This is a genomic window from Pseudomonas sp. FW305-25 (assembly GCF_017351415.1).
Lineage (GTDB): Bacteria > Pseudomonadota > Gammaproteobacteria > Pseudomonadales > Pseudomonadaceae > Aquipseudomonas > Aquipseudomonas chlororaphis.
In genome coordinates this window covers 200,423-226,424 of sequence record NZ_JACNDE010000003.1, presented here as the reverse complement: position 1 = coordinate 226,424, position 26,002 = coordinate 200,423, and the positions used below count along the sequence as shown (strand labels likewise).

19 protein-coding genes and 1 pseudogene are annotated in these 26,002 nt (G+C 63.4%); 15 read left to right on the top strand and 5 right to left on the bottom strand.

Translation table 11 applies throughout. The features are described 5' to 3' along the window. Nucleotides 1–103 precede the first annotated feature (103 nt). Nucleotides 104–1,000 carry a hypothetical protein gene (locus J4E58_RS05000; RefSeq protein WP_087091218.1) on the bottom strand — a complete coding sequence of 299 codons (897 nt, stop codon included), beginning with the start codon at nucleotides 998–1,000 and terminating at the stop codon, nucleotides 104–106. A gap of 338 nt (nucleotides 1,001–1,338) precedes the next feature. Here J4E58_RS05000 and J4E58_RS04995 point away from each other — a divergent pair, with 338 nt between their 5' ends. Beyond that, nucleotides 1,339–1,635 carry a DUF6388 family protein gene (locus J4E58_RS04995; protein WP_007922267.1) on the top strand — a complete coding sequence of 99 codons (297 nt, stop codon included), beginning with the start codon at nucleotides 1,339–1,341 and terminating at the stop codon, nucleotides 1,633–1,635. 66 nt (nucleotides 1,636–1,701) lie between these two features. Here J4E58_RS04995 and nadC read toward each other — a convergent pair whose 3' ends face one another. Next, nucleotides 1,702–2,550 (bottom strand): carboxylating nicotinate-nucleotide diphosphorylase, encoded by an 849-nt coding sequence (gene nadC / locus J4E58_RS04990; RefSeq protein WP_087091219.1) that lies wholly within the window; start codon nucleotides 2,548–2,550, stop codon nucleotides 1,702–1,704. A 341-nt stretch (nucleotides 2,551–2,891) separates the two neighbouring features. Between nadC and J4E58_RS04985 the strand changes: the two genes are divergently transcribed. The 5 genes and pseudogenes from J4E58_RS04985 (at nucleotide 2,892) to J4E58_RS32190 (ending at nucleotide 8,785) form a co-directional block, all read left to right on the top strand. Then, complete coding sequence (locus J4E58_RS04985; RefSeq protein ID WP_087091220.1) at nucleotides 2,892–5,096, top strand: DUF1631 domain-containing protein; 2,205 nt, start codon at nucleotides 2,892–2,894, stop codon at nucleotides 5,094–5,096. 62 nt (nucleotides 5,097–5,158) lie between these two features. Next, nucleotides 5,159–5,719 carry a 1,6-anhydro-N-acetylmuramyl-L-alanine amidase AmpD gene (ampD, locus tag J4E58_RS04980; protein WP_087091221.1) on the top strand — a complete coding sequence of 187 codons (561 nt, stop codon included), beginning with the start codon at nucleotides 5,159–5,161 and terminating at the stop codon, nucleotides 5,717–5,719. Then, the gene (gene ampE, locus J4E58_RS04975) at nucleotides 5,716–6,552 is read left to right on the top strand and encodes a regulatory signaling modulator protein AmpE (protein WP_087091222.1); all 837 of its coding nucleotides are present in this window, start codon (nucleotides 5,716–5,718) and stop codon (nucleotides 6,550–6,552) included. Before ampD ends, ampE begins: the two co-directional genes overlap by 4 nt. Nucleotides 6,553–6,787: 235 nt before the next feature. Then, a pseudogene (locus J4E58_RS32195) lies at nucleotides 6,788–7,879 on the top strand (methyl-accepting chemotaxis protein); the annotation flags it as partial. Beyond that, nucleotides 7,856–8,785 carry a methyl-accepting chemotaxis protein gene (locus J4E58_RS32190; protein ID WP_394335665.1) on the top strand — a complete coding sequence of 310 codons (930 nt, stop codon included), beginning with the start codon at nucleotides 7,856–7,858 and terminating at the stop codon, nucleotides 8,783–8,785. The pseudogene J4E58_RS32195 and the gene J4E58_RS32190, both read left to right, overlap by 24 nt. A gap of 1 nt (nucleotide 8,786) precedes the next feature. On the opposite strand, the gene J4E58_RS04965 is transcribed toward J4E58_RS32190, so the two are convergent. Then, nucleotides 8,787–9,575, bottom strand: a complete 789-nt coding sequence (locus J4E58_RS04965; protein WP_087091224.1) for a TatD family hydrolase — start codon at nucleotides 9,573–9,575, stop codon at nucleotides 8,787–8,789. 2 nt (nucleotides 9,576–9,577) lie between these two features. Then, nucleotides 9,578–10,573: a catabolite repressor/activator gene (gene cra / locus J4E58_RS04960; RefSeq protein ID WP_087091225.1), complete on the bottom strand. Its 996-nt coding sequence runs from the start codon at nucleotides 10,571–10,573 to the stop codon at nucleotides 9,578–9,580. A 296-nt stretch (nucleotides 10,574–10,869) separates the two neighbouring features. Here cra and ptsP point away from each other — a divergent pair, with 296 nt between their 5' ends. The 9 genes from ptsP to J4E58_RS04915 all read left to right on the top strand — a co-directional run bounded on the left by ptsP (nucleotide 10,870) and on the right by J4E58_RS04915 (nucleotide 23,308). Beyond that, nucleotides 10,870–13,731, top strand: coding sequence for a phosphoenolpyruvate--protein phosphotransferase (gene ptsP, locus J4E58_RS04955; RefSeq protein ID WP_087091226.1), 2,862 nt, complete (start codon nucleotides 10,870–10,872; stop codon nucleotides 13,729–13,731). Next, nucleotides 13,731–14,672 (top strand): 1-phosphofructokinase, encoded by a 942-nt coding sequence (gene pfkB, locus J4E58_RS04950; protein WP_087091227.1) that lies wholly within the window; start codon nucleotides 13,731–13,733, stop codon nucleotides 14,670–14,672. Before ptsP ends, pfkB begins: the two co-directional genes overlap by 1 nt. Before the next feature lie 11 nt (nucleotides 14,673–14,683). After that, entirely contained in the window at nucleotides 14,684–16,426 is a 1,743-nt protein-coding gene (locus J4E58_RS04945; RefSeq protein ID WP_087091228.1) for a PTS fructose-like transporter subunit IIB, read from the top strand. Between the two features lie 848 nt (nucleotides 16,427–17,274). After that, a complete protein-coding gene (locus J4E58_RS04940; RefSeq protein ID WP_087091229.1) occupies nucleotides 17,275–17,658 on the top strand; it encodes a DUF6124 family protein in 384 nt (127 codons plus the stop codon). 527 nt (nucleotides 17,659–18,185) lie between these two features. Beyond that, nucleotides 18,186–18,557, top strand: a complete 372-nt coding sequence (locus J4E58_RS04935) for a DUF6124 family protein (protein ID WP_053259618.1) — start codon at nucleotides 18,186–18,188, stop codon at nucleotides 18,555–18,557. Between the two features lie 316 nt (nucleotides 18,558–18,873). After that, entirely contained in the window at nucleotides 18,874–20,145 is a 1,272-nt protein-coding gene (locus tag J4E58_RS04930) for a PAAR domain-containing protein (RefSeq protein ID WP_087091230.1), read from the top strand. Continuing rightward, nucleotides 20,126–20,701, top strand: a complete 576-nt coding sequence (locus J4E58_RS04925; protein WP_053259620.1) for a hypothetical protein — start codon at nucleotides 20,126–20,128, stop codon at nucleotides 20,699–20,701. Before J4E58_RS04930 ends, J4E58_RS04925 begins: the two co-directional genes overlap by 20 nt. A gap of 112 nt (nucleotides 20,702–20,813) precedes the next feature. Beyond that, nucleotides 20,814–21,392, top strand: coding sequence for a hypothetical protein (locus J4E58_RS04920; protein ID WP_143481890.1), 579 nt, complete (start codon nucleotides 20,814–20,816; stop codon nucleotides 21,390–21,392). Between the two features lie 374 nt (nucleotides 21,393–21,766). Further along, the gene (locus J4E58_RS04915; RefSeq protein ID WP_087091232.1) at nucleotides 21,767–23,308 is read left to right on the top strand and encodes an alkaline phosphatase; all 1,542 of its coding nucleotides are present in this window, start codon (nucleotides 21,767–21,769) and stop codon (nucleotides 23,306–23,308) included. Between the two features lie 101 nt (nucleotides 23,309–23,409). On the opposite strand, the gene J4E58_RS04910 is transcribed toward J4E58_RS04915, so the two are convergent. Continuing rightward, nucleotides 23,410–25,938 (bottom strand): sulfite reductase flavoprotein subunit alpha, encoded by a 2,529-nt coding sequence (locus tag J4E58_RS04910; RefSeq protein ID WP_087091233.1) that lies wholly within the window; start codon nucleotides 25,936–25,938, stop codon nucleotides 23,410–23,412. Nucleotides 25,939–26,002: the final 64 nt, after the last annotated feature.

Below are 26,002 nucleotides of genomic sequence, written 5' to 3'. Positions count from 1 at the left end.
TGGCTTTGGGGGGGCGTAAGACCTGGGGAGCGGATCTGACTCGATCCTTCATGCACAACAAAGCCCGCATCGAGCGGGCTTTGTCGTGTTTACTGGCTTTGAATCACTTCACCTTGCTTCTCAGGTCCTCGAGGCTGCGTTTGAGTTGGTCCAGGTTCTGGCCCTGATTGCTGACCTCGCTCTTGAGGCTGGACAGCTCGCTGGAGCTCGAACTGGAGCTTGAGCTGCTGCCACGCTTGAGGTCATCGATCTGACTCGCCAGCTTATCCAGGGTGCCGGCCTGACTACCGACCGTGCTCTTGAGGCTGGACAGCTCGCTGGAGCTCGAACTGGAGCTTGAGCTGTTGCCACGCTTGAGCTCCTCGATCTGCTTGCCGAGCTTGTCCAATTCACTGGCCTGGCTACTGACCGTGCTCTTGAGGCTGTTCAGCTCGCTGGAGCTCGAACTGGAGCTTGAGCTGTTGCCACGCTTGAGCTCCTCGATCTGTTTGCCGAGCTTGTCCAGTTCACTGGCCTGGTCGCTGGTAACGCGCTTGAGGCTGTTCACTTCACTGGTGCTCGAACTGGAGCTTGTGCCGCTGTTGCGCTTGAACTCTTCAAGCTGGGTTTCCAGCTTTTTCAGCTGGTTGGCTTGCTCGCCGGTGGTTTTCTTGAGGTTGCTCACCTCACTGGCAGTGGAGCTGGAGCTGCTGCCGGTGTTGCGTTTGAGCTCTTCGATCAGGCGCGCTTGGCTGTTGACGACGTCCTTGAGCTTTTCCAGTTCGGCGCTGCTGCTCTTGAGGCCGTCCTGCAGCTTTTGCAGGTCGTCCACGGTGAAGCCGCTGGGGCGGACGGTGTACTTGAGGTCTACTTCCTGGTGCAGGGCCGAGATCCTGTCCGAGTACGAGGCGCTGCTGGAGTTGAATTCGACGGCCTGGGCGGAGAGTGACAGGCTGCTGAGGATCAGGGTGGAGAGGCTGGTGGCGAGGAAGGCGGACGAACGCTGAGTGCGGCTGAACATCACTGGGTTTCCTTGTGAAGCGCCGATATGGCACATCGCTATGACTGCATCCTTGCCTTCTTGTTCCAGGGGCAAGAAGGCGGCTCGGGGAGAGGAATGTAACAACGTATTTTTCGTGAAAGTGCCTTGAGCGAACGGACAGGTTTTTTGTCGGTGCGCTGTAAGGATTCGTATGCATCCGCAGACAAAGGCCCTATATTCGCAGCCTGTCTGAATGGTTTTCAGATGATCCCGAATGGTTCACGGCCAGATAAATCGGCTTTCACAGCGCTTTTTTGCGGCAAAGAGATCCCAACGATCCAGATCCATCTTCCATTCCCATGATCAGAGAGAACGAGATGATTCCTAAAGAAGCCAGAATTGACGTAGCCCTTGAAAAGTACCTGGCTGCCACGCCTTCCTTGCAGGAAGAAATCAGCGCCCTGAGCCCGCAGGAGCAGAAGCAGCAGGCCCAGTGGGCGTTCGAGGACGAAGCGGAGTCGCGCGGCATCGAGCCGTGGGAGCTTGTGCTGGAGTTGGTGGCCGAGTCGCCCGAGGAGCTCAAGGCCATGCGCCTGGAGGTCCATCAGGAGGTGGCCGAGGCCCTGGGCATGGACCTTCAGGACTACCTGGAACTCAACGAAATCGACGACTGATGCAAAAACGCCAGCCTTTCAGGGGCTGGCGTTTTTCTTTGAGGGTATCGCGCAGGCTTTTGAAAATCAGAGGCTCAAGCGCATCGACAGGTCGACCGCCTTCACATCCTTGGTCATCGCCCCGATCGAAATGTAATCGACGCCGGTCTCGGCGATCGGGCGCAAGGTGCTTTCATTGATCCCGCCGCTGGCTTCCAGCTTGGCCTTGCCGGCATTCAGGCGAACCGCTTCACGCATATCGTCCAGGCTCAACTCGTCGAGCATGATGATGTCCGCGCCCGCCGCCAGGGCTTCCTTGAGTTCTTCCAGGCTTTCCACTTCGACTTCCACCGGCTTGCCCGGGGCGATCCTGTGGGCGGCGCTGATCGCCTGGGCGATACCGCCGCACGCGGCAATATGGTTTTCCTTGATCAGGAAGGCGTCGTACAGGCCGATGCGGTGGTTGTGGCAGCCACCGCAGGTCACCGCGTACTTCTGCGCCAGGCGCAGCCCCGGCAGGGTCTTGCGGGTATCCAGCAACTTGACCTGGGTATCGGCGACGAAGTCGGCGTAATACTGCGCGCGGGTGGCCACGCCGGACAGCAGCTGCAGGAAGTTCAGGGCGCAGCGTTCGCCGCTGAGCAGCGAACGGGCCGGACCTTCGAGGTGGAACAGGGCCTGGTTGGGGCTGACGCGCTCGCCGTCACGCACCTGCCAGTGCACGGCGACCCGCGGATCGAGCTGGCGGAACACCGCGTCGACCCAGGCCGTGCCACTGATGATCGCCGCTTCGCGGGTAATGATGGTGGCTTTGGCCAGGCGTTCGGCCGGGATCAGTTGCGCGGTGATATCGCCGCTGCCGATGTCTTCCAGCAACGCACGGCGCACGTTGGCTTCGATTTCGGCGGTCAGGTCGGCGAGGCGTAGATTCGGCATAGCAGGCTCCACAAACAAAGTGGCCCGATTATAGGGCCATGGCGCAAGCGAACCCAAGGCGGCGCCCCTCCAGTACCTGCATTTGGTCGCCTGGCCTGAGCCGTTTGCGAGAAAGGGCGGTCGCTATATGAGCACTATTTCAAAGCCCGCGCAGAGTCTGCTGGCACAAGAAGGGGCTTTTGCCAGATAATCCGACTTCTAATTGACGTCATAGCTTTGACGTTTGCTTGGCTCCCCAATATTTGAACTGCAGCGGTGCGTATCGATGCCCGCTGGGACTCGACTGTGAGCGTCGACCGACCTTTTATTGCGCGGCAGAGAAAACCTTTCAGGAGGCTTGGATGCACAACGACGGGAATGTAGTGCCTTTGCACAAGGTGGCTACGGATCAGGCGAACCCTTCGCCGCTCGCCCGCCTGCCTGTGATTCTGCTTCAGGTCCGTGACAAGGCCGCCCAGCAACTGCGCCATGGCCTGCAGGAACTGTTCGATAACGCCGACGACACCTTGTTCGAGATGGCCGACCGGGCCCAGAACAATGTCGACCAGAACACCTTTTTCGAAGCCATGCGCGACCTGCGCCTGAAACGCAAAAGCATCGAGCGCGGCTTCCTGGAAAAACTCTTCGAGGCCTTTGTCGGCCTGGTCCAGTACGACCCTGCGCCGGCGATCGCCCAGGCCGTCGCCTACGTCCCACCCGCTGACACCTGCCAGGATGACCTGGAGCGCACCGTGGCCCTCGAGGCGATGGTCGCCAAGGCCGGCAACCGTGACGGCTTTGCCCTTGGCCAGCTCACCGCGCGCCTGAACGCGCTGCTGGGCAAGCGCCTGGATGACCGCAGCAATCCCTTGGGCCCGGCCATGCTCTGCGAGTATTTCCTCGAGTCTGGGCGCAGCCTGGGGGTGGAGATCAAGGTCAAGCTGATCATTCTCAAGCTGTTCGAACGTTATGTGCTCAGCGAAGCCGACCAGCTGTACGCCGAAGCCAATCAGCTGTTGGCCGCCACGGGCGTGTTGCCGGAGCTCAAGCCCGCGCCGGCGCGCCGGTCTATCGATCAGGCGGCCGCAAGTATCCAGGCCACGCCGGAGCCCGGCGAGGCGCAGATGGACGAAAGCGTTCAGCAAGTGTTCGCCGCCTTGCAGGAGCTGCTGTCGCATGTCCGCGGCAGCGTGGTGCCGACCCTCGAGGCGAGCGCCGAAACCCAGCCCATTTCTACCCGTGACCTGCTGCGCCTGCTGTCTCACCTGCAGCACTACGTGCCGGCGGGCACCCAGGACGATTTCGACCTGCGCAACCACTTGGAACAGCTGCTGACCCGGGTCAGCGTGAAAAGCGGCAAGTCGCGGGTGGTCGGGGTGGCCGACGAGGACGTGATCAACCTGGTGGCCATGCTTTTCGAGTTCATCCTGGCCGATCGCAACCTGCCGGAATCCTTGAAGACCCTGATCGGCCGGTTGCAGATCCCCATGCTCAAGGTCGCGGTGCTGGACAAGAGTTTCTTCAGCCGCAGCAGCCATCCCGCGCGCCGCCTGCTCAATGAAATCGCCGCCGCGGCCATGGGCTGGGGCAGCTGCGACGATTATCAGCGCGATAGCCTGTACCTGCGCATCGAGCAGGTGGTGCAGCGGCTGTTGAGTGACTTCGTCGACGACCCGGCGATCTTTTCCGAGCTGCTCGCCGAGTTTCTCGCCTTCACCAGTGACGAGCGGCGCCGCAGCGAGCTGCTGGAGCAGCGTACCCGTGACGCCGAAGAGGGCCGGGCCAAGGCCGAACTGGCGCGCCGTCGCGTCGAGCAGGCGTTGAACGAAGGGTTGCTGGGCAAGGTCCTGCCGCTGACAGTCGTCGAGTTCGTGCAACAGGCCTGGAGCAAGGTCTTGCTGTTGACCTGTCTCAAGCATGGCGAGCAGTCCAGCGAATGGCGCCAGGGGCTGCAGACCATGGAGCAACTGATCTGGAGCGTGCAGCGTCACACCGATCCGGATGCCGCCATGCAGCTGCTGGCGCTGGTGCCCGACCTGCTCAAGGCGCTGCGCGACGGCTTGAACAGCGCGGCGTTCGACCCATTCGCCACCAGCGAGTTCTTCAGCCAGTTGGAAGCCTTGCACCTGCAGGCGTTCGAGCACTTTGCTCAGGACGCCGGGCAGCATCGGCCGGGCGTGACAGACGAGCAGCCGGCGATGGTCGCGGTCGAGGAGCACATCATCCTGCCCTGTGCCGAAGAGGGCCCGCTGGAGGCCGCGCCCCTGGCGCTGGCGGCCAACGATCCCGGGTTGCTGCGGGTCGAACAGCTGCGGCTGGGGGCCTGGGTCGAATTCCTCGAGGACGAGGACAACAGCGTGCGCTGCAAGCTGGCGGCCATCGTTCAACCCGGTGACAAGTACATCTTCGTCAACCGCACCGGCATGAAGGTCCTGGAGCGCACCCGGGTCGGCCTGGCCCTGGAGTTTCAGCGCGGGGCCGTGCGAGAGCTGGACGACACCTTGCTGTTCGACCGGGCGCTGGAATCGGTGATCGGCAGTTTGCAGCGACTCAATCGCGGCAAGTGATCGCAACCTGGGCGTGGAACGCGGCATACTGAGCCGTCACAGGCTTCGTTGAAGGAATCGGTATGCAGTTGGACCCCGCAAGCGGCTGGTGTCACGGCGTTCGCCATTGCCCGTCACCCAATTTCAACGCACGCCCCGCGGATGAAATTTCCCTGCTGGTGATCCACAACATCAGCCTGCCGCCGGCCCAGTTCGCGACGGGCAAAGTGCAGGAATTCTTCCAGAACCGTCTCGATGTCACAGAGCACCCCTATTTTGCCGGGATCGCCGACCTGCGTGTGTCCGCGCATTTCCTGATCGAACGTGACGGAACCGTGACTCAGTTTGTCTCCTGTCTGGACCGTGCCTGGCACGCCGGTGTGTCGTGGTTCGACGGGCGCGAAAGCTGCAATGATTTTTCCCTGGGGATCGAACTGGAAGGCACCGACGAGCTGCCGTTCACCGATGCCCAGTACGACGCGCTGATTGCCTTGACCGGGCAGTTGCGGCAGGCCTTCAAGGCCATCACCCCACAGCGGATTTGTGGGCACAGCGATATCGCTCCGGGGCGCAAGACCGATCCGGGGCCCGGATTCGACTGGGTACGCTATCGCGCGGCCCTGAACGAAGGGGAAGGACAATGAGTTTTCTGGTGTTGTTGCTGGCGGTCTGGATCGAGAAGTTCTCGGCCTTGCGCCAGCGCGTTCAGCATGACGAGCCGTGGCTGCGTCAATTGCTTGGGCAGGAGGCCAGTCCGCGTCTGGCCAAGCGTCCCTGGTGGGTGCTGGCGCTGCTGGTGCTGCTGCCGGCAGTGCTGCTGGGGTTGCTGTTGCTGGTACTGGAGCCGCTGGCTTACGGCCTGCTGGCGTTGCCGGTGCATCTGCTGGTGGTGATCTACAGCCTGGGGCGGGGCGACCTGCTGGGCGAACTCGGACCGTTTCGCGATGCCTGGCGCCGCGAGGACCTGCAAGCCGCGGCACATGTCGCCAAGCGCGACCTGGATATCTGCGCCGACAGTGGCGAGCAGTTGCTCGAGCAGGTTCAGGGGCACCTGTTGTGGCAGGCCTACCAGAGCTTTTTCGCGGTGATCTTCTGGTACTTCCTGCTGGGCCCGGTGGCCGCATTGAGCTATCGCCTGCTGGCGCTGGCCGCCGAGCACAGCAAGAACCCGGCGGTCGCCGAGCGCGCCGGGCAGCTGCGGCATGCCTTCGACTGGTTGCCGGTGCGCCTGCTGGCGGCCAGCTTCGCCCTGGTGGGCAACTTCGTCGCGGTCAGTCGCGTGATGCTCCACGAACTGCTGAACTGGAACATCAGCGCCGCGCAGCTGGTGGAAAAGGTCGGCCTAGTCGCCGCGGAAATCCCTGCGCCGATCACCGGGCCGGATGGCATTCTCAGCCTGGACCGGATCTGGGAACTGTTGCTGCGGGCCGCGGTGCTCTGGTACGCCGGTTTCGCCCTGTGGACCGTGCTGCCCTGACGACGAGCAGCGAGTGAGCGCTGGCGAGCCCCGGTCTCGCCAGCGCAACTGAAGCCTTCCATCCGTCCGCCGTCCCCGCGGTTAACCTTAAGTTACAAACCCTTTTGCCGATTTGAGCTATACAGAAGCAGCGCCAAATAGTGGCTATCTGCCGTCTTCGCGTACCTGCCAATAAAAATAAAAGCAAAAAGGGAGACTTCTTGTGAAGAGCTTGCTCTATCCCGCCATTGCCCTGATGAACCGCCTGAGCTTCGGCATGAAGTTCAGCCTGATCAGCGTGCTGTTTTTCCTGCCGATGCTGGTCACCAACTTTTATCTGGTGCGCGATTCCTACCGTGAATTCCAGGGCACCCAGGTCGAGCTGCAAAGCCTGGACCTGTTGGGCAGCAGCCTGACCTTGCGCCGCGACCTGGAAACCCTGAACAACATGGTGCAGATCAACGCGACCCTGGGGCAGTCCGGCAAGGCCGGGGATATCGAGAGCAAGATAGGCACCCTGGAAAAGTCCGTGCTTGAGCGCTTGCAGGGCTTGGCTGCGGTCACCGTGGACCCCGAGCAGATCGGCGTGTTCGACGGCAAGCGCGATGAAATGATCGCCGCCTTCAAGGCGCAACAGGCGGAAAGCTCGCTGCAAAGCAAAAGCGCGCTGATCGGCAAGCTCTTGGGCAGTGCGCAGATTTTCAGCCAGATCATCGCCAGCCAGTCGGGCCTGAGCCGCGACACCCAGAGCGATGTGCGGCAGTTGAGCGAACTGCTGACCAGCGTCACGCCCCAGATGACCCAGGTCCTCGGCGAAGGGCGGGCGATGGGCGCGTATTCTCTGGGCCAGGGCTTTCTCAACTCGTCCGCCAGCACCCGTTTCGACGAGTTGCTGGTGCAGATCGAAAAGCTCCAGGCCGAATACAGCCTGAAACTGCAGGATGCGCTGGGATCGAGCAAGGCCGCCCAGGGCGCGCTGGACGCCCAGGCCAGCGCCAGCAAGGGCAGCCTCAAGCAAGCCAGCGAGCTGTTCGAAGAACAGGTGGTGATGGCCGATACCCTGGATGCGCCCTGGCAGGGCTTTTACGACCAGGTCAGCGGGCTGATGGCGCAGACCTACCAGCTCAACGAGGCGACCCTGAAGTTCCTCGGCGAGGAACTGCAACAACGGCTGGGGCAGAACCGCACGCACATGGTGCTGTTGGTGGTGGCGCTGGCGGCGGTGTTCCTGCTGATCTTCTATCTCTACGGCGCGTTCTATGTCTCGACCCGCACCACCCTCAAGCGCCTGGGCGCGATGATGGACAAGGTGGCGGCCGGGGACATGACCGTCACCTTCGATGCCCAGAGCCGCGATGAACTGGGGGAACTGGGCACTGTGTTCAACGGCACCGTGGCGAAGATCCACGACCTGATCGAGTTGGTGGGCAAGACCGTCGGCGAAGTCGAGCACCAGGCCGGGCAGGTGGAAGCCGTGTCGGCCCAGAGCAACCAGGCGGTGGCCGGGCAGCGCAGCCAGATCGAGCAGGTGGCGACGGCGATGAACCAGATGTCCGCCACTTCCCAGGAAGTCGCGCGCAGCGCCGCGGCCGCGGTCAGCAGCGCCCACAGCGTCAACGACGAGACCATCAGCGGGCGCGGGCTGGTGGAATCCCAGCAAGGCAGCATTGCCCAGTTGGCCAGCGAGATCGACCAGTCGGTGCTGGTGATCAATCAACTGGCCAGCGACAGCCAGGCCATCAGCCGGGTGCTGGAGGTGATCAAGAGCATCGCCGAGCAGACCAACCTGCTGGCCCTCAACGCCGCCATCGAAGCGGCCCGCGCTGGCGAGCAGGGCCGAGGCTTTGCGGTGGTGGCCGACGAAGTGCGGACCCTGGCCAAGCGCACCCAGCAATCGACCGAGGAAATCGAGCAGATGATCGTCAAGCTCCACGGCGGCGTGGGGGCTGCGGTCAAGGCCATGGGCATCAGCCACCAGATGGCCAATGGCACGGTCGGGCAGTCGGAAAAGGTCCAGCAGGCGCTGGAGAACATCCTCGGCGCGGTGGGCATGATCGTCGACCAGAACCAGCAGATCGCCGCGGCGGTGGAGCAGCAGACCGCGGTGGCCCACGACATCGATCAGAACATCGTCGAGATCAACCGCGCCGGCGAGCGCACCGCCGAAGGCGCGTACCAGACTGAAAACGCCAGCCGCCAGTTGTCCGCGCAGGTGGTGCAGTTGAAGCAGTTGATCAGCGCGTTCCGGGTCTGATTCAGGCGCTGTGGGGCCAGCCGAACAGCGCGCAAGCGTTGGCGGTACTCGCCGCCGCCAACTGTTCGGGGCTGACGGCCATGAGCTCGGCCAGGGCCGCGCAGATCTCCGGCAGGTGCTGCGGGCTGTTGCGCTGGCCGGGGTACATGGCCGGCGCCATGTCCGGCGAGTCGGTTTCCAGCACCACCGCGTCCAGCGGCAAGTCGGCGATGACCTTGCGCAGGCGCAGGGCCTGCGGCCAGGTCGCGGCGCCCCCCAGGCCCAGTTTGAACCCCAGCTTGAGGTACTCGCGGGCTTCCTCGCGGCTGCCGGCGAAGGCGTGGATGATGCCGGCGCGCTTGAGCTTGAAGCGCTTGAGGGTGGCAATCACCGCGGCATGGCTGCGCCGTACATGGAGCAGGGCCGGTAGCTGGAAGTCCGCGGCCAGTTGCAGTTGTGCTTCGAACAATTGCTGCTGGCGCTGGCGATCCAGCTGCTCGAGAAAATAATCCAGGCCGATCTCGCCCACCGCGCACAGCTGCGGATGGCCCGCCAGGCGGCTCAGCCAGTCGCCCAGCTCAACCAGGTCGGCCGGTCGGTGCTCGTCGAGATAAACCGGGTGCAGGCCGAAGGCGGCGTGCAGGTCGGCATCGCTCTGCACCAGTTCCCAGAGCCGCTGCCAATTGCGCTGATAAACCCCCAGCAGCACCATCCGCCGCACGCCGAGGGCGCGGCTGGCAGCCAGCAGCGCCTGACGATCCGCGTCGAAATCCGGAAAATCCAGATGGGTGTGGCTGTCGATCAGTTCCACGTTCAAGCCTTGTGAATGCGCTGCTTGAAGGTCCGGGCGATGGCGTTCACGCCGGGTTGGTAATGGGCTTCTTCAATGGCGGCCAGGGCCAGTTGCAGGGCCTTGTCGGCGATCAGCTGGTGCTGCTGGGCCATGGCATTGACCGGCAGCGGCAAAAAGTCCAGCAGCTGGGTATCGCCGAAGGTGCCCAGGCGCAGCGGCCGCGACTTGAGCGGAAAGTCATGCAGCGCGTCGAACACCCCTTGCAGCAACACATAGGAGGTGGTCACCAGGGCATCCGGCAGATGGCCCAGGCGCTCCAGCAGCGCTTCCATCAACTGGCGCCCGCAGTCGCGGCTGAAGGCTTCGCCCTGTTCGATCAGCACCTGGCCGTCGAAACCTTCCAGCGCCTGCTTGAAGCCGGCGGCGCGCTCGCGGCTGATGCCCAGCTCGGGGCGGGCGCCGATCAGGGCGATCTGCCGCGGCTGGGGCTGCAGCAGGCTGCGGGTCAATTGCAGGCTGGCTTGCTGGTCGTCGCTGATCACCGAGCAGAAAAACTCCGGCTCCATCACCCGGTCGATGGCGATGATCGGCAGGCCCTGGGCCTGCAACAGGCGATAGGTGTCATCCTCCGGCGGCAGGCAGCTGGCGACGAACAGCGCATCGCAGCGGCGCGCGCGGAACAGTTGCAGCAACTGCCGCTCGCTGTCCGGGGCATCGTCGGAGCTGGCGATCAGCAGCTGGTAGCCACGGGCGCGGGCACCTTGCTCGAGCAACTTGGCAATGCGCGCGTAACTGGGGTTTTCCAGGTCCGGCAGGATGAAACCCAGGGTCCGGGTCCGCCGACTGCGTAGCCCGGCGGCTTGAGGGTTGGGCGTGAAGCCATGTTCCTCGACCACCGCCCGGACCCGTTCGACGGTCGCGTTGCTGATGCGTTGCTGTTCGGCCTTGCCGTTGATGACGTAGCTGGCGGTGGTGACGGACACACCGGCCAGTCTGGCGATATCGCTGAGTTTCAACCCGGGTTTTCCTTGTTTTCTGGAGCTTGCCCCGACATTTTCGCCAATCCTAACCGATATGGGCAGGCGACCAATGTCGGAACGTGCAGCCGACAGGTAGGACTTCAAGGATGATTGATTATCGAGTAACGTGCCCGTCATTGTAGATTAAACGTTTCAGCACGCGTATTTTCTAGGAATATGAGCAAACGGAAACAGGGCCTTGCCAAGCCGACGGTCCCGTTTGTGGCATTAACGCCGCCTGACTGATTCACTCAAAACAATACCTAGCGCCCCAGCGCTAAATAGGAGAAAGCATGCTCGAGCTCACTATTGAGCAGATATCCATGGGCCAGTCGGCTGTGGATAAGTCCGCCGCACTGCACCTGCTCGCCGACAAACTGGTGGCCGACGGCCTGGTCGCCGAAGGTTACCTGGCTGGCCTGCAGGCCCGCGAAGCCCAGGGCTCGACCTTTCTCGGTCAAGGTATTGCCATTCCCCACGGCACCCCGGAAACCCGCGACCAGGTGTTCGCCACTGGCGTGCGCCTGCTGCAATTTCCCGAGGGCGTGGACTGGGGCGATGGCCAGATCGTCTACCTGGCGATCGGCATCGCCGCCAAATCCGACGAACACCTGCGCCTGCTGCAACTCTTGACCCGCGCCCTTGGCGAAACCGACCTGGGCCAGGCCCTGCGTCGCGCCAGCTCGCCCGAAGCCCTGCTGAAACTGCTGCAAGGCGCGCCGCAGGAGCTGGCGCTGGATGCGCAGATGATCGGCCTGGGCGTGGCCGCCGAAGATTTCGAAGAACTGGTGTGGCGCGGCGCCCGTCTGCTGCGCCAGGCCGATTGCGTGAGCAACGGTTTTGCCGCCGTGCTGCAACAGGTCGAGGCGCTGCCCCTGGGCGATGGCCTGTGGTGGCTGCACAGCGAGCAGACCGTCAAGCGCCCGGGCCTGGCCTTCGTCACCCCGGACAAACCGATTCGTTACCTCGGCCAACCCCTGGCCGGGCTGTTCTGCCTGGCCAGCCTGGGCGAGGCCCACCAGGCCCTGCTCGAGCGCCTGTGTGCGCTGCTGATCGAAGGCCGTGGCCATGAACTGGGCCGGGCCACCAGCAGCCGTGCGGTGCTGGAAGTACTGGGTGGCGAACTGCCGGCCGACTGGCCGAGCGCGCGCATCGTGTTGGCCAACGCCCACGGCTTGCATGCGCGCCCGGCGAAGATCCTGGCGCAGTTGGCGAAAAGCTTCGAGGGCGAGATCCGCGTGCGCATCCTCGACACACCGGGCTCCGCCGTCTCGGTGAAGAGCCTGAGCAAGCTGCTGAGCCTCGGCGCCCGCCGTGGCCAGACCCTGGAGCTGATCGCCGAACCGAACATCGCCGCCGACGCCCTGCCAGCCTTGCTGGCGGCCATCGCCGAAGGGCTGGGGGAAGAAGTCGAGCCGGTGGCGCAAGCCAGCGTGCCCCAGGAAGTGCCGGAAGAAATCGAGGTGCCCATCAGCGCGCCGGCTTCCGGCAGCCTGGTCCAGGCCATCCCGGCGGCGCCCGGCATCGCCATTGGCCCGGCGCATATCCAGGTGATCCAGCCTTTTGACTACCCGTTGCGCGGCGAATCCACCGCCAGCGAGCGCGAGCGTCTGCAACAGGCCCTGGCCGAGGTCCGTCATGACATCGACGGCCTGATCCAGCGCAGCAAGGCCAAGGCGATTCGCGAGATTTTCGTGACCCACCAGGAAATGCTCGACGACCCGGAACTGACCGACGAAGTCGACACCCGCCTCAAGCAGGGCGAAAGCGCCGCAGCGGCCTGGATGACGGTGATCGAAGCCGCCGCCCGGCAACAGGAAGCCTTGCACGATGCGCTGCTGGCCGAACGCGCCGCCGACCTGCGGGATATCGGCCGCCGGGTGCTGGCCCAGCTGTGCGGAGTGCAGACCCCGGTCGAGCCGGATGAAGCCTACATCCTGGTGATGGATGAAGTCGGCCCGTCGGACGTGGCGCGCCTCGATCCGGCGCGGGTGGCCGGCATTCTTACCGCCCGTGGCGGCGCCACCGCCCACAGCGCGATCGTCGCCCGCGCCCTGGGGATTCCGGCGCTGGTCGGCGCCGGGGCTGGCGTGCTGCTGCTCAAGCCGGGCACGCCGCTGCTGCTCGATGGCCAGCGCGGTCGCCTGCATGTGGATGCCGATGCCGGCACCCTGCAACGGGCCACCGAAGAGCGTGATACCCGCGAGCAACGGCTCAAGGCCGCCGCCGAGCAGCGCCATCAACTGGCGCACACCACCGACGGCCATCACGTCGAGGTCTTCGCCAATATCGGTGAAAGCGCCGGGGTGACCAGCGCCGTGGACAACGGCGCCGAAGGCATTGGCCTGCTGCGCACTGAACTGATTTTCATGGCCCACCCACAAGCGCCGGACGAAGCCACCCAGGAAGCCGAATACCGCCGCGTGCTCGATGGCCTGGCCGGGCGGCCGCTGGTGGTGCGCACCCTGGATGTTGGCGGCGACAAACCGCTGCCGTACTGGCCGATCGCCAAGGAAGAAAACCCCTTCCTCGGCGTGCGCGGCATCCGCCTGACCCTGCAACGTCCGCAGATCATGGAGGCCCAGCTGCGCGCGCTGCTGCGCTCGGCGGACAACCGCCCGCTGCGGATCATGTTCCCCATGGTCGGCAGCGTCGATGAATGGCGCGCCGCCCGTGACATGACCGAGCGCCTGCGCCTGGAGATCCCGGTGGCTGACCTGCAACTGGGGATCATGATCGAAGTGCCGTCCGCCGCCTTGCTGGCGCCGGTGCTGGCCAAGGAAGTGGACTTCTTCAGCGTCGGCACCAACGACCTGACCCAATACACCCTGGCCATCGACCGTGGTCACCCGACCCTGTCGGCCCAGGCCGACGGCCTGCACCCGGCGGTGCTGCAACTGATCGACATCACCGTGCGCGCGGCCCATGCCCACGGCAAGTGGGTCGGTGTGTGCGGCGAGCTGGCGGCCGATCCGCTGGCGGTGCCGGTGCTGGTCGGCCTGGGTGTGGACGAACTGAGCGTCTCCGGACGCAGCATCGCCGAGGTCAAGGCACGCATTCGCGAACTCAGCCTGACCCAGGCGCAAACCCTTGCTAAACAGGCCCTGGCCGTCGGCAGCGCGAACGATGTGCGCGCCCTTGTGGAGGCCATGTAATGGCAAAGATTCTTACCCTGACCCTGAACCCGGCGCTGGACCTCACCGTCCAGCTGACGCGCCTGGAACCGGGGCAGGTCAACCGCAGCGAAGCCATGCACACTCACGCCGCAGGCAAGGGCGTGAACGTGGCCCAGGTGCTGGCCGACCTTGGCCATCAGCTGACCGTCAGCGGCTTTCTTGGTGCAGACAATCCCCAGGCCTTCGAGGCGTTGTTCGCCCGGCGCGGTTTTGTCGACGCCTTTATTCGCGTGCCGGGGGAAACCCGCAGCAACATCAAGCTGGCCGAACAGGATGGGCGCATCACCGACCTCAACGGCCCCGGCCCGGAGGTCGACGCGGCGGCGCAACAGGCGCTGCTCGAACGCCTGGAACAGATCGCCCCGGGGCATGACGCGGTGGTGGTGGCCGGCAGCCTGCCGCGCGGCGTCAGCCCGCAATGGCTGCACGCCTTGCTGACCCGTCTCAAGGCACTGGGGCTGAAAGTGGCGCTGGACACCAGCGGCGAAGCCCTGCGCGCCGGCCTGGCCGCCGGGCCCTGGCTGGTCAAGCCGAACACCGAGGAACTGGCCGAGGCCCTGGGCAGCCCGCTGCTGTCGCTGGCGACCCAGGCCGCAGCCGCCAGGCGCCTGCACGCCCAGGGCGTCGAGCATGTGGTGATTTCCCATGGCGCCGAAGGCGTGAACTGGTTCAGTGCCGCGCCGGCCCTGCAGGCGTTGCCGCCCAAGGTCAGCGTGGCCAGCACCGTCGGTGCCGGCGACTCGTTGCTGGCCGGCATGCTTCACGGCCTGCTCAGCGCCCATGGTTTCGAACAGACCCTGCGCACCGCCACGGCCATCGCCGCCATGGCCGTGACCCAGATCGGTTTCGGCATCACCGATGCCGCGCAGTTGGCACAGCTTGAACAGGGGGTGCGCGTTCATCCCCTCATAGAACAATAAGAGGGTTGGTCATGAAGTTAGCCATTGTTACCGCCTGCCCGAACGGCATGGTCACCAGTGTGCTGTGCGCCCGGTTGCTGGACGCCGCGGCCCAGCGCCAGGGCTGGAGCACCAGCGTCGAAGTGCATGACGAGGCGCACCCGGAACGGCAATTGTCGGCCGCCACCCTCGAAGCGGCCGAGTGGGTGCTGGTGGTCAGCACCGGGCCTTTGGATATGTCGCGCTTTGTCGGCAAGCGGGTGTTCCAGAGCTCGCCCTCCGTGGCCCTGCAGGACGTCGAGGGCGTGCTGCGCCGTGGCGCCGAGGAGGCCCAGGTGTATGCCGCGGCCGAAGCCGTGGCCGAGCCGGCGCCGGCCAGCAAGAATGCGCCACGGCTGGTGGCGGTCACCGCTTGCCCGACCGGCGTGGCCCACACCTTCATGGCGGCCGAGGCCTTGCAGCAGACCGCCAAGCGCTTGGGGTACGAGCTGCAAGTGGAAACCCAGGGCTCGGTGGGCGCACGCAACCCGTTGAGCGCCGAGGCCATCGCCGCGGCGGATGTGGTGCTGCTGGCCGCGGACATCGAAGTGCCCACCGAGCGCTTCGCCGGCAAGAAGATCTACCGCTGCGGCACCGGCATCGCCCTCAAGCAAGCCGAGGCGACCCTGAACAAGGCCCTGGCCGAAGGACAGGTGGAGTCGGCCGCGGCGGGTGCTGGCGCGGCCCCGGCCAAGCAAGAGAAAACCGGGGTCTACAAGCACCTGCTGACCGGTGTGTCGTTCATGCTGCCGATGGTGGTGGCGGGGGGCTTGATGATCGCCTTGTCCTTCGTCTTCGGCATCACCGCGTTCAAGGAGGAGGGGACCCTGGCCGCGGCGCTGATGCAGATCGGCGGCGACACCGCGTTCAAGCTGATGGTGCCGCTGCTGGCCGGTTACATCGCCTATTCCATCGCCGACCGCCCGGGCCTGGCGCCGGGGATGATCGGCGGCATGCTCGCCAGCACCCTGGGCGCGGGCTTTATCGGCGGGATCATTGCCGGTTTCATCGCCGGCTATGCAGCCAAGGCCATCAGCAAATACGCGCGCTTGCCCCAGAGCCTGGAGGCCTTGAAGCCGATCCTGATCATCCCGTTGCTGGCCAGCCTGTTCACCGGCCTGGTGATGATCTATGTGGTCGGCAAGCCGGTGGCGGGAATGCTCGCCGGCCTGACCCACTTCCTCGACAGCATGGGTACCACCAACGCGATCCTGCTGGGGGTATTGCTCGGCGGCATGATGTGCGTCGACCTTGGCGGGCCGATCAACAAGGCGGCCTATGCCTTCTCCGTGGGGCTGCTGGCGTCGCAGAGTTATGCACCGATGGCGGCGACCATGGCCGCCGGCATGGTGCCGCCGATCGGCCTCGGGATCGCGACCTTTATCGCCCGGCGCAAGTTCGCCCAGAGCGAGCGGGAAGCCGGTAAGGCGGCGCTGGTGCTGGGGCTGTGCTTTATCTCCGAAGGGGCGATTCCGTTCGCCGCCAAGGACCCGTTGCGGGTGATCCCGGCGAGCATCGCCGGCGGCGCGCTGACCGGGGCGCTGTCGATGTATTTCGGCTGCAAACTGATGGCGCCCCATGGTGGGTTGTTTGTGATGTTGATTCCGAATGCGATCAACCATGCGTTGTTGTATTTGCTGGCGATTGTGGCGGGGAGTTTGTTGACGGCGGTGGTGTATGCGCTGGTGAAGCGGCCGGAGGCGACTGAGCTGGCGCTGGAGCCGGTCAAGGCTTGACGGCTGTTCTGTGTTGACTTCGATGGCGCCCGGGTGGCGCCATTGTTGTTTCTGATGATCGCTGATCTTGTAGGCGCGAGGCTTGCCCGCGATAGCGTCCGTCCTGGCGCTGCATTTTTTTGGACGGGGTACATATCCATTCCTGCGGTAACGGCGGCTTAGGGTTCCGCCCTTACGGCGGGTCACTTTTGGCAAACGCCCGGAATGCCGGCCCAGCCAAAAGTAACCAAAAGGTCTCGCCCCTGGCGTACGGCCTTCCGATGGGGCGGGTGGATCAAGATCAAAAGCCAAAGCTGCGTCATGCGCGACCTACCGGTCGGCGCTAACCCCTGTAGCCGCTGCCGAGCCTGCGAGGCTGCGATCGACTGCGCAGCAGGCGCAGGATCTTGAGCCCGCTGGAGGACCTTCGGTCCTATCGCAGCCTTCGGCAGCGGCTACAGAGATCGCGGTTATATCGGAGCCTTTTGTAGGTGCGAGCTTGCTCGCGATCAGGTCCCGCGGCTGACAGGTTTGTTGTGTAAGACGCTGTCTGAAAGTGAGGCGCTTCGCTTTCCTTTGTAAGGCTTTTCCGAGAAACTCCGGGCCGCTTGCGTCTGGTAACGGCGCTATCTAGCCTCGGGTTCGTCACTGACTTTTCGGTGATCGGGTCTAGCAGCCCGGGTCAAGACGCAAGTCGCACCATCAGCACTGCATTTTCCATTTGCAGTGTTCTGTTATGGCGGCTGTGCGTGGGAGCGCCTTCGGGCGCGCCGGTTTCCTTGACCCGGTCTGCTAGCCCGCGTACAGCCGCCACCTTTCTATGCCGTCTAGCAGCGGTGGGTGGTGGCTTCATGTCGAGGAGCCACACCATGAAAAAACTCGTCCCCGATCCACCCGTTTCCCTGCTGTTCTCACGCCGCAATCCAGACCACGACCAGGCCAATGAGCAGGTCCGTCAGGCGTTGGCCAACCATCCGGTGGAAGGTTCGTTGCTCGCAGCCTTGAAACCCACCGCGGCGGGGCCTGCGGGTAACGACTCGCTCTTCACCGTCCGTCCCGGCATCAGCGCCGAAGAGGCGTTGCTTCACGTTTCGATCCTGCTCAAGGCGGCTGAGGAGGTGTCCGATGAGATCACTGAGCGGGCCAGCGGCGTGGAGCGTGGCTTGATCTGGTCGATGATTCATAGCGTCGAGATGGCGCGGGGTGTGGTGGATGCGTTGCTCGACGGCAGCCGCCCGCCAACGCAGGCCTGAACCCTGTAGCCGCTGCCGAGCTTGCGAGGCTGCGATCGGCCGCGAAGCGGGCGCAGGGTCTTGAGACTGCTGGAGGACCTTCGGTCCTATCGCAGCCTTCGGCAGCGGCTACAGAGATCGCGGTTATATCGGAGCCTTTTGTAGGAGCGAGCTTGCTCGCGATCAGGTCCCGAGGCTGACAGGTTTGTCGTGTAAGACGCTGTCTGAAAGTGAGGCGCTTCGCTTTCCTTTGTAAGGCTTTTCCGAGAAACTCCGGGCCGCTTGCGTCTGGGAAGGGCGCTGTCTAGCCTCGGGTTTGTCACTGGTTTTTCAGTGATCGGGTTTAGCAGCTCGGTAAGTCTCAGGCGTATAAGACACCATGTCTTCCCGGTCGGATTTCATTCTGGCTGGTCTGTTATGGCGGCTGTACGTGGGGCACCTTCGGGTGCGCCGGGTTCCTGAGCCCTGGTCTGCTAACCCGCGTCCAGCTGCCACCCTCAATCGTTTAGCAGCGACGGGTGAAAGCTCCATTGCTCGGGAGTTACACCATGAAAAAACTCGTCCCCGATCCACCCGTTTCCCTGCCGTTCTCCCGCCGTAATCCAGACCACGACCAGGCCAATGAGCAGGTCCGTCAGGCGTTGGCCAACCATCCGGTGGAAGGTTCGTTGCTCGCAGCCTTGAAACCCACCGCGGCGGGGCCTGCGGGTAACGATTCGCTCTTCACCGTCCGTCCCGGCATCAGCGCCGAAGAGGCGTTGCTTCACGTTTCTATGCTGCTCAAATCCGCCGAGGAGGTTTCCGACGAAATCACCGAACACGCCAGCGGTATCGAGCGTGGCCTGATCTGGTCGTTGGTGCATTCCGTGGAGATGGCGCGCGGAGTGGTGGACGCCTTGCTCGACGGTAATCGCCTCTGATCGACAACTGGCCGCTGACCGCGTCGCCCAGGGCGAACGGGTTCACTGCCGAATAGGCAGCTGCGATAAACGCATTGAAGGTATGGCCCAACTCGCTTTAACGACTGGCGTTAATGGTCGGTAGAGTGGGAGCTCGCCTCGATCCCAGTCGGGGCGTTTTTTTGTCTGTAGACCCGTAAGAGGCGAGCTACCAAAACAGCCACGTCATCAAAGTTCAGAATCGTCTTACAGCCTTGCCTTTCGCCACTTGCTAGGTTCGGGGAGTTGCAAAGAATCAGAGCCTCCCCCCACGGATCAGCTAAGGCAAGGATGATAAATGCTCCCCTCTGCTCGCCTGGGCGACAAACACGTCTGCCCACTTCCAGGTCATGGCACCACCTCGATTACCTCCGCTTCCAGTGACATAAACATCAACTTCATGGGTGCCGCCCGAGTTGGAGACACCTGCGGTTGTGGTGCGGTTATCACCACGGGGTTTCCCTCGATCATCTTGAACGGGCGCCCAATGGCTCACCTGGGCAGCCCTACCAGTCACGGCGGAACGATCATCTCGGGCAGCCCCGATACCTTCGGCGGTTTCCAGTTCGGTGGTGCAGCAACCCAGGCTATCGTTGACTTCGCCAAGCTCGGTGCCGTGCGCCCGGACGGCTCAGTGAACGATCAACTGATGTCTGAGCTGTTGGCCGACCCACAACTGGAGCAGCGCGCCTTACTCTCGGGCGCTCTGGTGCAACCTGGCAACTCGACTTCAACACCCCCCAAGGAGCCGTTGACTCCCGAGCTAATCGCTGTCGCCGGCAGCCAGCACGACACAGGCTCGGGTAACCAAATGATGTTCATCGGCCAGGCCGTGCGCGAGCTGGCTGAATTCAAACGCAGCAAGCCTGCCCTGGCGCGGACGCTGGTAGTGTTCACCCCGGCATACAGTGAAGCAATGCTCAGTGCTGCCCGCGGATCCGCCGATGGCTATGGTGCTGGCTTTATTGGCGTGGCCAACGTCCAGGAACTGATCGACTTCCTGAACCAAGGCAAGGACCGCAAGCAATCACCCATCGAACACCTATCGCTATTCAGCCACGGCGTGCCGCATCGGATCGCCTTCGGCTATCAGCTTGCCGAGGACTTCCAAATGTCCCTGGACGTACTGAGCTACGATAAAATTTTACCTTCGGCGTTTGCCAGTTCGGCGCAGATCGACAGCTACGCCTGTAGGACCGGCATGGGCAATCGCTCGGACTTCCCCGTCGAAGACGGTATTCAGTTCTTTCCGCAGACGAATGAGAGCCTGGCGCAGTTGCTGGCCAATCACCTGCAGATCAAGGTGCACGCCTTTATTCGACGCTCGGACTACAAGAACACCTGGGGTTCGTTCGAGGAGCGCCGCATGGGCGATCTTTGCGGAATCAGTGGCAACGCAGCACCTGGGAAAGAATGGTGCAGGAAGTGGGGCACACTGAAGGACGAGCGAAAGCTATCTCACAAGAAACATAGGTTCACCTATCAGACCATGGGGGCCATCAACCCTGTGATCTCAGGTGACACACCAGTTGGCGTACCAGGAGGCCATTTTGAGTTTCTACCGAAGTAAAGGCTTCTGGATAGCCGTCACAATTATTTCTCCCTTGCTGCTGACCGCGGCCAACTACGGACTCAAGGTAATGACGAGTGTATACAAGACGGACTTGGGCAACGGCGTAGTGATCTATGCCGACGATTACGTGAAGACCGGACGCTGGGTGTTCGACTGCGAGTATTCACGATTGATCAGCCGTGAGCCGCTGCCAGTCCCTCTCTCCGAACTGGAAAGCGTAGGGAGACTCACCATTGGCAATGCCCTCCTGAAAGAGGTAGACGAGCAGCCTGCCAAGGAGGCATTGAAGGCTGTTACGGGCAATCGCGACTGGTATAAGAATCTGCGCTATCTCTACTCTGCACTGGATGAGAGTAGCGACTTGAATTCCCATGCGTTCTATCTGGTCGCCCAGCACGCTGGCCGGTCATGGGCTGTGGAGGTAGACCAGTCAATCGGCTACGACGGCATGTCTCACTTTACCGTGACTATTGAACCCTACGATCCCAAAACCTACGTGGACTACGCAAAGGCGCTCCAGGCCGCCGCCAAGAGCTGTCCTGTTCCACAGTAAAAGCAGGCACAGCTCCAGGAGCTGGTGGATCTGGTGAAACAGGACCAGACCATGGGAGCTATCAACCCTGTGATTTCAGGCGACACGCCCATTGGAGTACCAGGAGGCCATTTTGAGTTTCTACCGAAGTAAGCCCTTCTGGATCGCAATAGCCATTTTCTCACTGCTACTACTGGTCGCGAGTTACTACGGGTTTAAGTTGATGACGAGCAAATTCAAGACGGATTTTGGCAACGGCGTGGTGATCTATGCCGACGATTATGTAAAGACCGGTCGCTGGGTGTTTGACTGTGAATATTCGCGCTTGATCAGTCGTGAACCACTAACAGCACCAATAGCAGAGCTTGAAGGAACCGGGAAGCTAACAATCAGTGACATGTACTCCCTGAAAGAGACTGACAGGGAGCAGGCAAAGGTGGCAATTAGAGCGATAACTGGAATTGACGGCTGGTACAAAAAACTACGCTATCTCTACTCCGGCCTGGATGAAAACAGCGATCTCAATTCGCACGTTTTTGATCTGCTAGCCAAGCATGATGGTAGGCAGTGGGCATTGAAAGTTAGGCAGAGAATTAACTACCAGGGCAAGTCGAGTTTCAGGATTACTGCAGAGCCATACGATCCAGAAACTTACGTGGATTACGGCAAGGCACTCCAGGCCGCAGCCAAGAGCTGTCCTGCTCCACAGTAAATGGCGGGCCTGATCCTTTCCGTCCTTGAATCACCCTGAATGAGCACACGCTGACAGCTGCGGCGGGCAGGTAGCATTCGATTACGAGCAGCTCGCCACAGATGATCGAGCCTGAACGAATGTCTGCACTCGCGGAACAGGCGTTCACTGCTGTATAGGCAGCTCAGAAAATCCAGTTTTTGAGGTTGTTCGCCGCTTCGTCGTTCACTGCCGTACAGGCAGCCCCAACGCCTATCCCCCAGCATCCGCCAGTGCCGGGAATAACACCGCGTCCCGTTTTTGCAGCCATGTCATTTGCCAGCCCCGTCCCTTGTCATATCCCCTTCATCGCCGCCTACTAAGGTTGCCTTTTGACAGGTGGTCAGGGAGCAACCATGAGCGATTTCACTCTCGGTCGGCGGCGTTTGATTCAGGTGGCGGGGGCGGGGTTGTTGCTGCCGGGGCTGGCGCCGGCGGTGATCGCGTCGCCCAAGGACCGGCCGAAGATGGTCGATGGCGTGCAGTCCGGGGACTTGCTTGGCGACCGGGCGATGGTCTGGAGCCGTACCGACCGGCCGGCGCGGATGGTGGTGGAGTGGGATACCCGCAGCCTGTTCAGCAACCCGCGCAAGTTTGTCTCGCCGCTGGCCGATGCCCGCACCGACTTCACCGCGCGGGTCGAGCTGGGCGGGCTGCCCACCGATCAGGCGATTTTTTATCGGGTGTATTTCGAGGACGCGCAGACCGGCGTGCGCAGCAAGCCCTGGTTCGGCCATTTGCGCAGCGTGCCGCAGACTCGCCGCGATATCCGTTTTGTGTGGAGCGGCGACACCGTCGGCCAGGGTTTTGGCATCAACCCGGACATTGGCGGCATGCGTATCTACGAGGCCATGCGCCGGCGCCTGCCGGACTTTTTTATCCACAGCGGCGACACCATTTACGCCGACGGCCCGGTGCCGGCGCAGCTGACCACCGAGAACGGCCGGGTGTGGCGCAATATCACCACCGAGGCCAAGAGCAAGGTCGCCGAAACCCTCGACGAATACCGCGGCAACTACCGCTACAACCTGCTGGACGAGAACGTGCGGCGCTTCAACGCCGAGGTGCCGCAGATCTGGCAGTGGGACGACCATGAGGTGGTCAACAACTGGTCGCCGAGCAAGGTGCTGGATGAGCGCTACACCAGCAAAGATATCCACACCCTGGTGGGGCGCGCGCGGCAGGCCTGGCTGGAGTACGCGCCGATGCGCTTGCAGAGCGCCGACCAGGGCGGGCGCATCTATCGCAAGCTGAGCTACGGGCCGCTGCTGGATGTGTTCGTGCTGGACATGCGCAGCTATCGCGGTGGCAACGACGACAACCTTGGCGCGGCCAAGCCGTTTCTTGGCCGCGAACAGCTGGACTGGCTCAAGCAGGGGCTCAAGCACTCCAAGGCGCAGTGGAAGGTGGTGGCGGCCGACATGCCCATCGGCCTTGGCGTGCCGGACGGCGAGGTCAGCCCCGGCGTGCCGCGCTGGGAGGCGATCGCCAACGGCGACCCGGGCCCGGCCCAGGGCCGCGAGCTGGAGATCGCCGAGTTGCTGGCGTTCCTGCGCAAGCACAAGGTGCGCAACCATGTGTGGCTGACGGCGGATGTGCATTACTGCGCGGCGCACCATTACCACCCGGACCGCGCGGCGTTCCAGGACTTCGAACCGTTCTGGGAATTCGTCGCCGGGCCTTTGAATGCCGGTAGTTTCGGGCCCAACGCGCTGGACCAGACCTTCGGCCCGGAGGTGGTGTTTCAGAAGGCGCCGCCGGCGCAGAACACCTCGCCGTTCGCCGGGTTCCAGTTCTTCGGCGAGGTGCAGATCGAAGGGCAGAGCGGGGAGTTGAAGGTGACGCTGCGGGACCTGGACGGGGTGGCGGTGTTCGAGCGCAAGTTGCAGCCGGTGTAGTCATGTAGGAGCGAGGCTTGCCCGCGATGGCGGTATCAAGGCCGCTACCGGCCTTTGGCCTATCGCGAGCAAGCTTCGCTCCTACAGAAGCGTGGAGTGGGTCAGTAGACGTCGCGGCGATAGCGGCCTTGCTCGATCAGCTGTTCGACGACCTCGGCGCCCAGCACTTCGTTGAGCGCCTGATCCACGCCCGAGGCCATGCCTTGCAGGCTGCCGCAGATGTAGATCGCGGCGCCGTCGGCCAGCCATTGCTTGAGACGTTCGGCCTGTTGGCGCAGGCGATCCTGGACGTAGATTTTCTCGGCCTGGTCGCGGGAGAAGGCCAGGTCCAGGCGGCGCAGGTCGCCGGCGGTCAGCCATTCCTGCAGCTCGTCCTTGCAGTAGAAGTCATGCTCGGCGTTGCGCTCGCCGAAGATCAGCCAGTTGTCTTGCTGGCCCTCGGCGATGCGCGCCTTGAGCAGGCTGCGCAAGCCGGCCAGGCCCGTGCCGTTGCCCAGCAGGATCAGCGGGCAAGGCTCGGCCGGCAGATGGAAGCCGCTGTTGCGTCGCACCCGCAGGCTGATGCTGGAGCCGACCGGCGCATGCTCGGTGAGCCAGCCGGAGCCGATGCCCAGGCTGCCGTCGGGGTGGCGTTCCTGGCGCACCACCAACTCCAGCTGGCCATCGCTGGCAATCGAGGCGATGGAGTATTCGCGCATGGCCAGCGGCACCAGGGCATCCACCAGCGCCTGGGCATGCAGGCCCACCAGGTGGGCACGGTTTTCCGGGAGCTGGCGGCTGGCCAGGGCCTGGGTCAGGGTTTCCGTCAGGCCGTCGAGCTGCACCGTGGCGCTGCCGTCCAGGCCGAGGCCGTCGAGGAAGAACTCGATGGCCCACGCGCAATTGCGCGGCAGCACTTCTACCAGGTCGCCGGCCAGCCAGCTGTTTGGCTGCGGTGGGGTGAGGCCCAGCAGGTAGACGCCCGAACCGCTGCTGTCCGGGTTTAACAGCTCGCGTTGGTTCAGGGTCCAGTTGTCGTAGGCGGGCGCCTGCCACAGGTCCACCGGCGCCTGGCCGATCAACTGGCCCAGTTGCTGCTGCCAGTGGCGCAGGGCGTAGCTGTCGCCGCTGTCGACTTCCACCGGGGCGAACAGGGTGTTGCCGCCATGTTCGGCCAGCCAGCCATGCAGGCGCTTGGCAAAACCGCAGAAGTGCGGGTATTGCCGGTCGCCCAGGCCCAGTACGGCGTACTTGAGGTTGTCCAGGGACAGGGCACGGCCCAATACCTTGCGCTCGAAGCCCCGGGCGCTGTCCGGCGCTTCGCCGTCGCCGAAGGTGCTGACCACGAACAATGCGTTCTGGGTATTGAGCAGGTCCTGCTCGCTGACGCTGGCCAGCGGCTGGACCTTGGTCGGTACGCCGGCGGCCTGCAATTGCCCGGCGGTCTGCCAGGCCAGTTGTTCGGCGAAACCGCTCTGGCTGGCGAAGCCGATCAGCCAGGCCGAGGCATCGCCGGTGTCGGCGCTCAGGCCCTGGCGCGCGTCCTTGATCTGGCGTTTCTTGCGCCGGCGATCCAGGTACAGCAGCCAGCCGGTGATAAAGAACAGCGGCATGGTCAGCGAAGCAATGGTCACCAGGATCCGCCCGACAATGCCGAAGTAGCTGCCCACGTGCAGGGCATAAATGCTGGTCAGCAACTGCGCCTTGAGGCTCTTGTCGCTGTAGCGGTCATGGCGGCTGACCACGCCGCTGTTGGGGTCGATGGTGATCTGGTTCAGCGCCCGGTCATGAGGCGAATTCTTGAGCAGGTAGAACACGGTCGCCGGCTGGCCGGCCACCGCCGGCATGCGGATGTTGTAGGAGCTCAGGTCCTTGCCGGCGGTGCTGTAGATGCCCAGCCACATGGCGTTGTAGTCGGCGGTCGGCGCCGGGCCCTGGGGCGGCGCGCCTCGGCCGCCCTTCATGCGTTGGCTCTGTGGCGAGTCGGCCAGCAGCTTGTTCAGGCCCTTGTTGTACCACTCGTAGGACCAGGACAAGCCAGTCAGCGCCGCCAGTAGATAGAACAGCAGGCACCAGGTCCCGGCCACGGCGTGCAGGTCCCAGTTGAAGCCGCGACCTTTTTTCGCCCAGTCCAGGGTCAGCCAGGCACGCCAGCTCGCCACCTGGCGCGGCCAGCGCAGGTAGAGGCCGGACAGGCAGAAGAAAATCAGGATCAGGGTGCAGGCGCCGGTGATCTGCCGGCCGCTGTCGCCCATGGCCAGGAAACGGTGCAGTTGCAGCATCAGGCCGAAGAAGTCCTGGCCCAGGGCGGCGCCCATGAATTCGCCGGTGTAGGGGTCGAAATAACGCATTTCGCCACGGCGCTGGCCCGGTGGCGGGGTGAACCACACGCGGGCTGCGTTGCCGCTGTCGGCTTCCACGGTGAGCATCGACACGGTCTTGCCCGAGACCGCCTGGATTTTTTCCACCAGCTCGGCGGGCGGCAGGACGCCTGCCGGCTGCTTTTCCACCTGCAGTGTGGAGGGGTTGAGGGCACGCAGGATTTCATCCTGGAACGACACGGTCGCTCCGGTAATGCCCATCAAGGCCAGGACCAGGCCGGCGCTGATGCCGAAAAACCAGTGCAACTGGAACAGGGTTTTCTTCAACACATCGACCGCCTCGTTGGTTCTTAAGTCTGTGCCACGGCGCGCATTATGCCGTGAGTTGTCGAGA

Coding starts and splice junctions, on each gene's coding strand:
- J4E58_RS05000 (WP_087091218.1), bottom strand. CDS start 1,000: ATGTTCAGCCGCACTCAGCGTTCGTCCGCCTTCCTCGCCACCAGCCTC.
- J4E58_RS04985 (WP_087091220.1), top strand. CDS start 2,892: ATGCACAACGACGGGAATGTAGTGCCTTTGCACAAGGTGGCTACGGAT.
- J4E58_RS04940 (WP_087091229.1), top strand. CDS start 17,275: ATGAAAAAACTCGTCCCCGATCCACCCGTTTCCCTGCTGTTCTCACGC.
- ampD (WP_087091221.1), top strand. CDS start 5,159: ATGCAGTTGGACCCCGCAAGCGGCTGGTGTCACGGCGTTCGCCATTGC.
- J4E58_RS04930 (WP_087091230.1), top strand. CDS start 18,874: ATGCTCCCCTCTGCTCGCCTGGGCGACAAACACGTCTGCCCACTTCCA.
- J4E58_RS04915 (WP_087091232.1), top strand. CDS start 21,767: ATGAGCGATTTCACTCTCGGTCGGCGGCGTTTGATTCAGGTGGCGGGG.
- ampE (WP_087091222.1), top strand. CDS start 5,716: ATGAGTTTTCTGGTGTTGTTGCTGGCGGTCTGGATCGAGAAGTTCTCG.
- ptsP (WP_087091226.1), top strand. CDS start 10,870: ATGCTCGAGCTCACTATTGAGCAGATATCCATGGGCCAGTCGGCTGTG.
- J4E58_RS04995 (WP_007922267.1), top strand. CDS start 1,339: ATGATTCCTAAAGAAGCCAGAATTGACGTAGCCCTTGAAAAGTACCTG.
- pfkB (WP_087091227.1), top strand. CDS start 13,731: ATGGCAAAGATTCTTACCCTGACCCTGAACCCGGCGCTGGACCTCACC.
- J4E58_RS32190 (WP_394335665.1), top strand. CDS start 7,856: ATGACCGTCACCTTCGATGCCCAGAGCCGCGATGAACTGGGGGAACTG.
- nadC (WP_087091219.1), bottom strand. CDS start 2,550: ATGCCGAATCTACGCCTCGCCGACCTGACCGCCGAAATCGAAGCCAAC.
- J4E58_RS04945 (WP_087091228.1), top strand. CDS start 14,684: ATGAAGTTAGCCATTGTTACCGCCTGCCCGAACGGCATGGTCACCAGT.
- J4E58_RS04935 (WP_053259618.1), top strand. CDS start 18,186: ATGAAAAAACTCGTCCCCGATCCACCCGTTTCCCTGCCGTTCTCCCGC.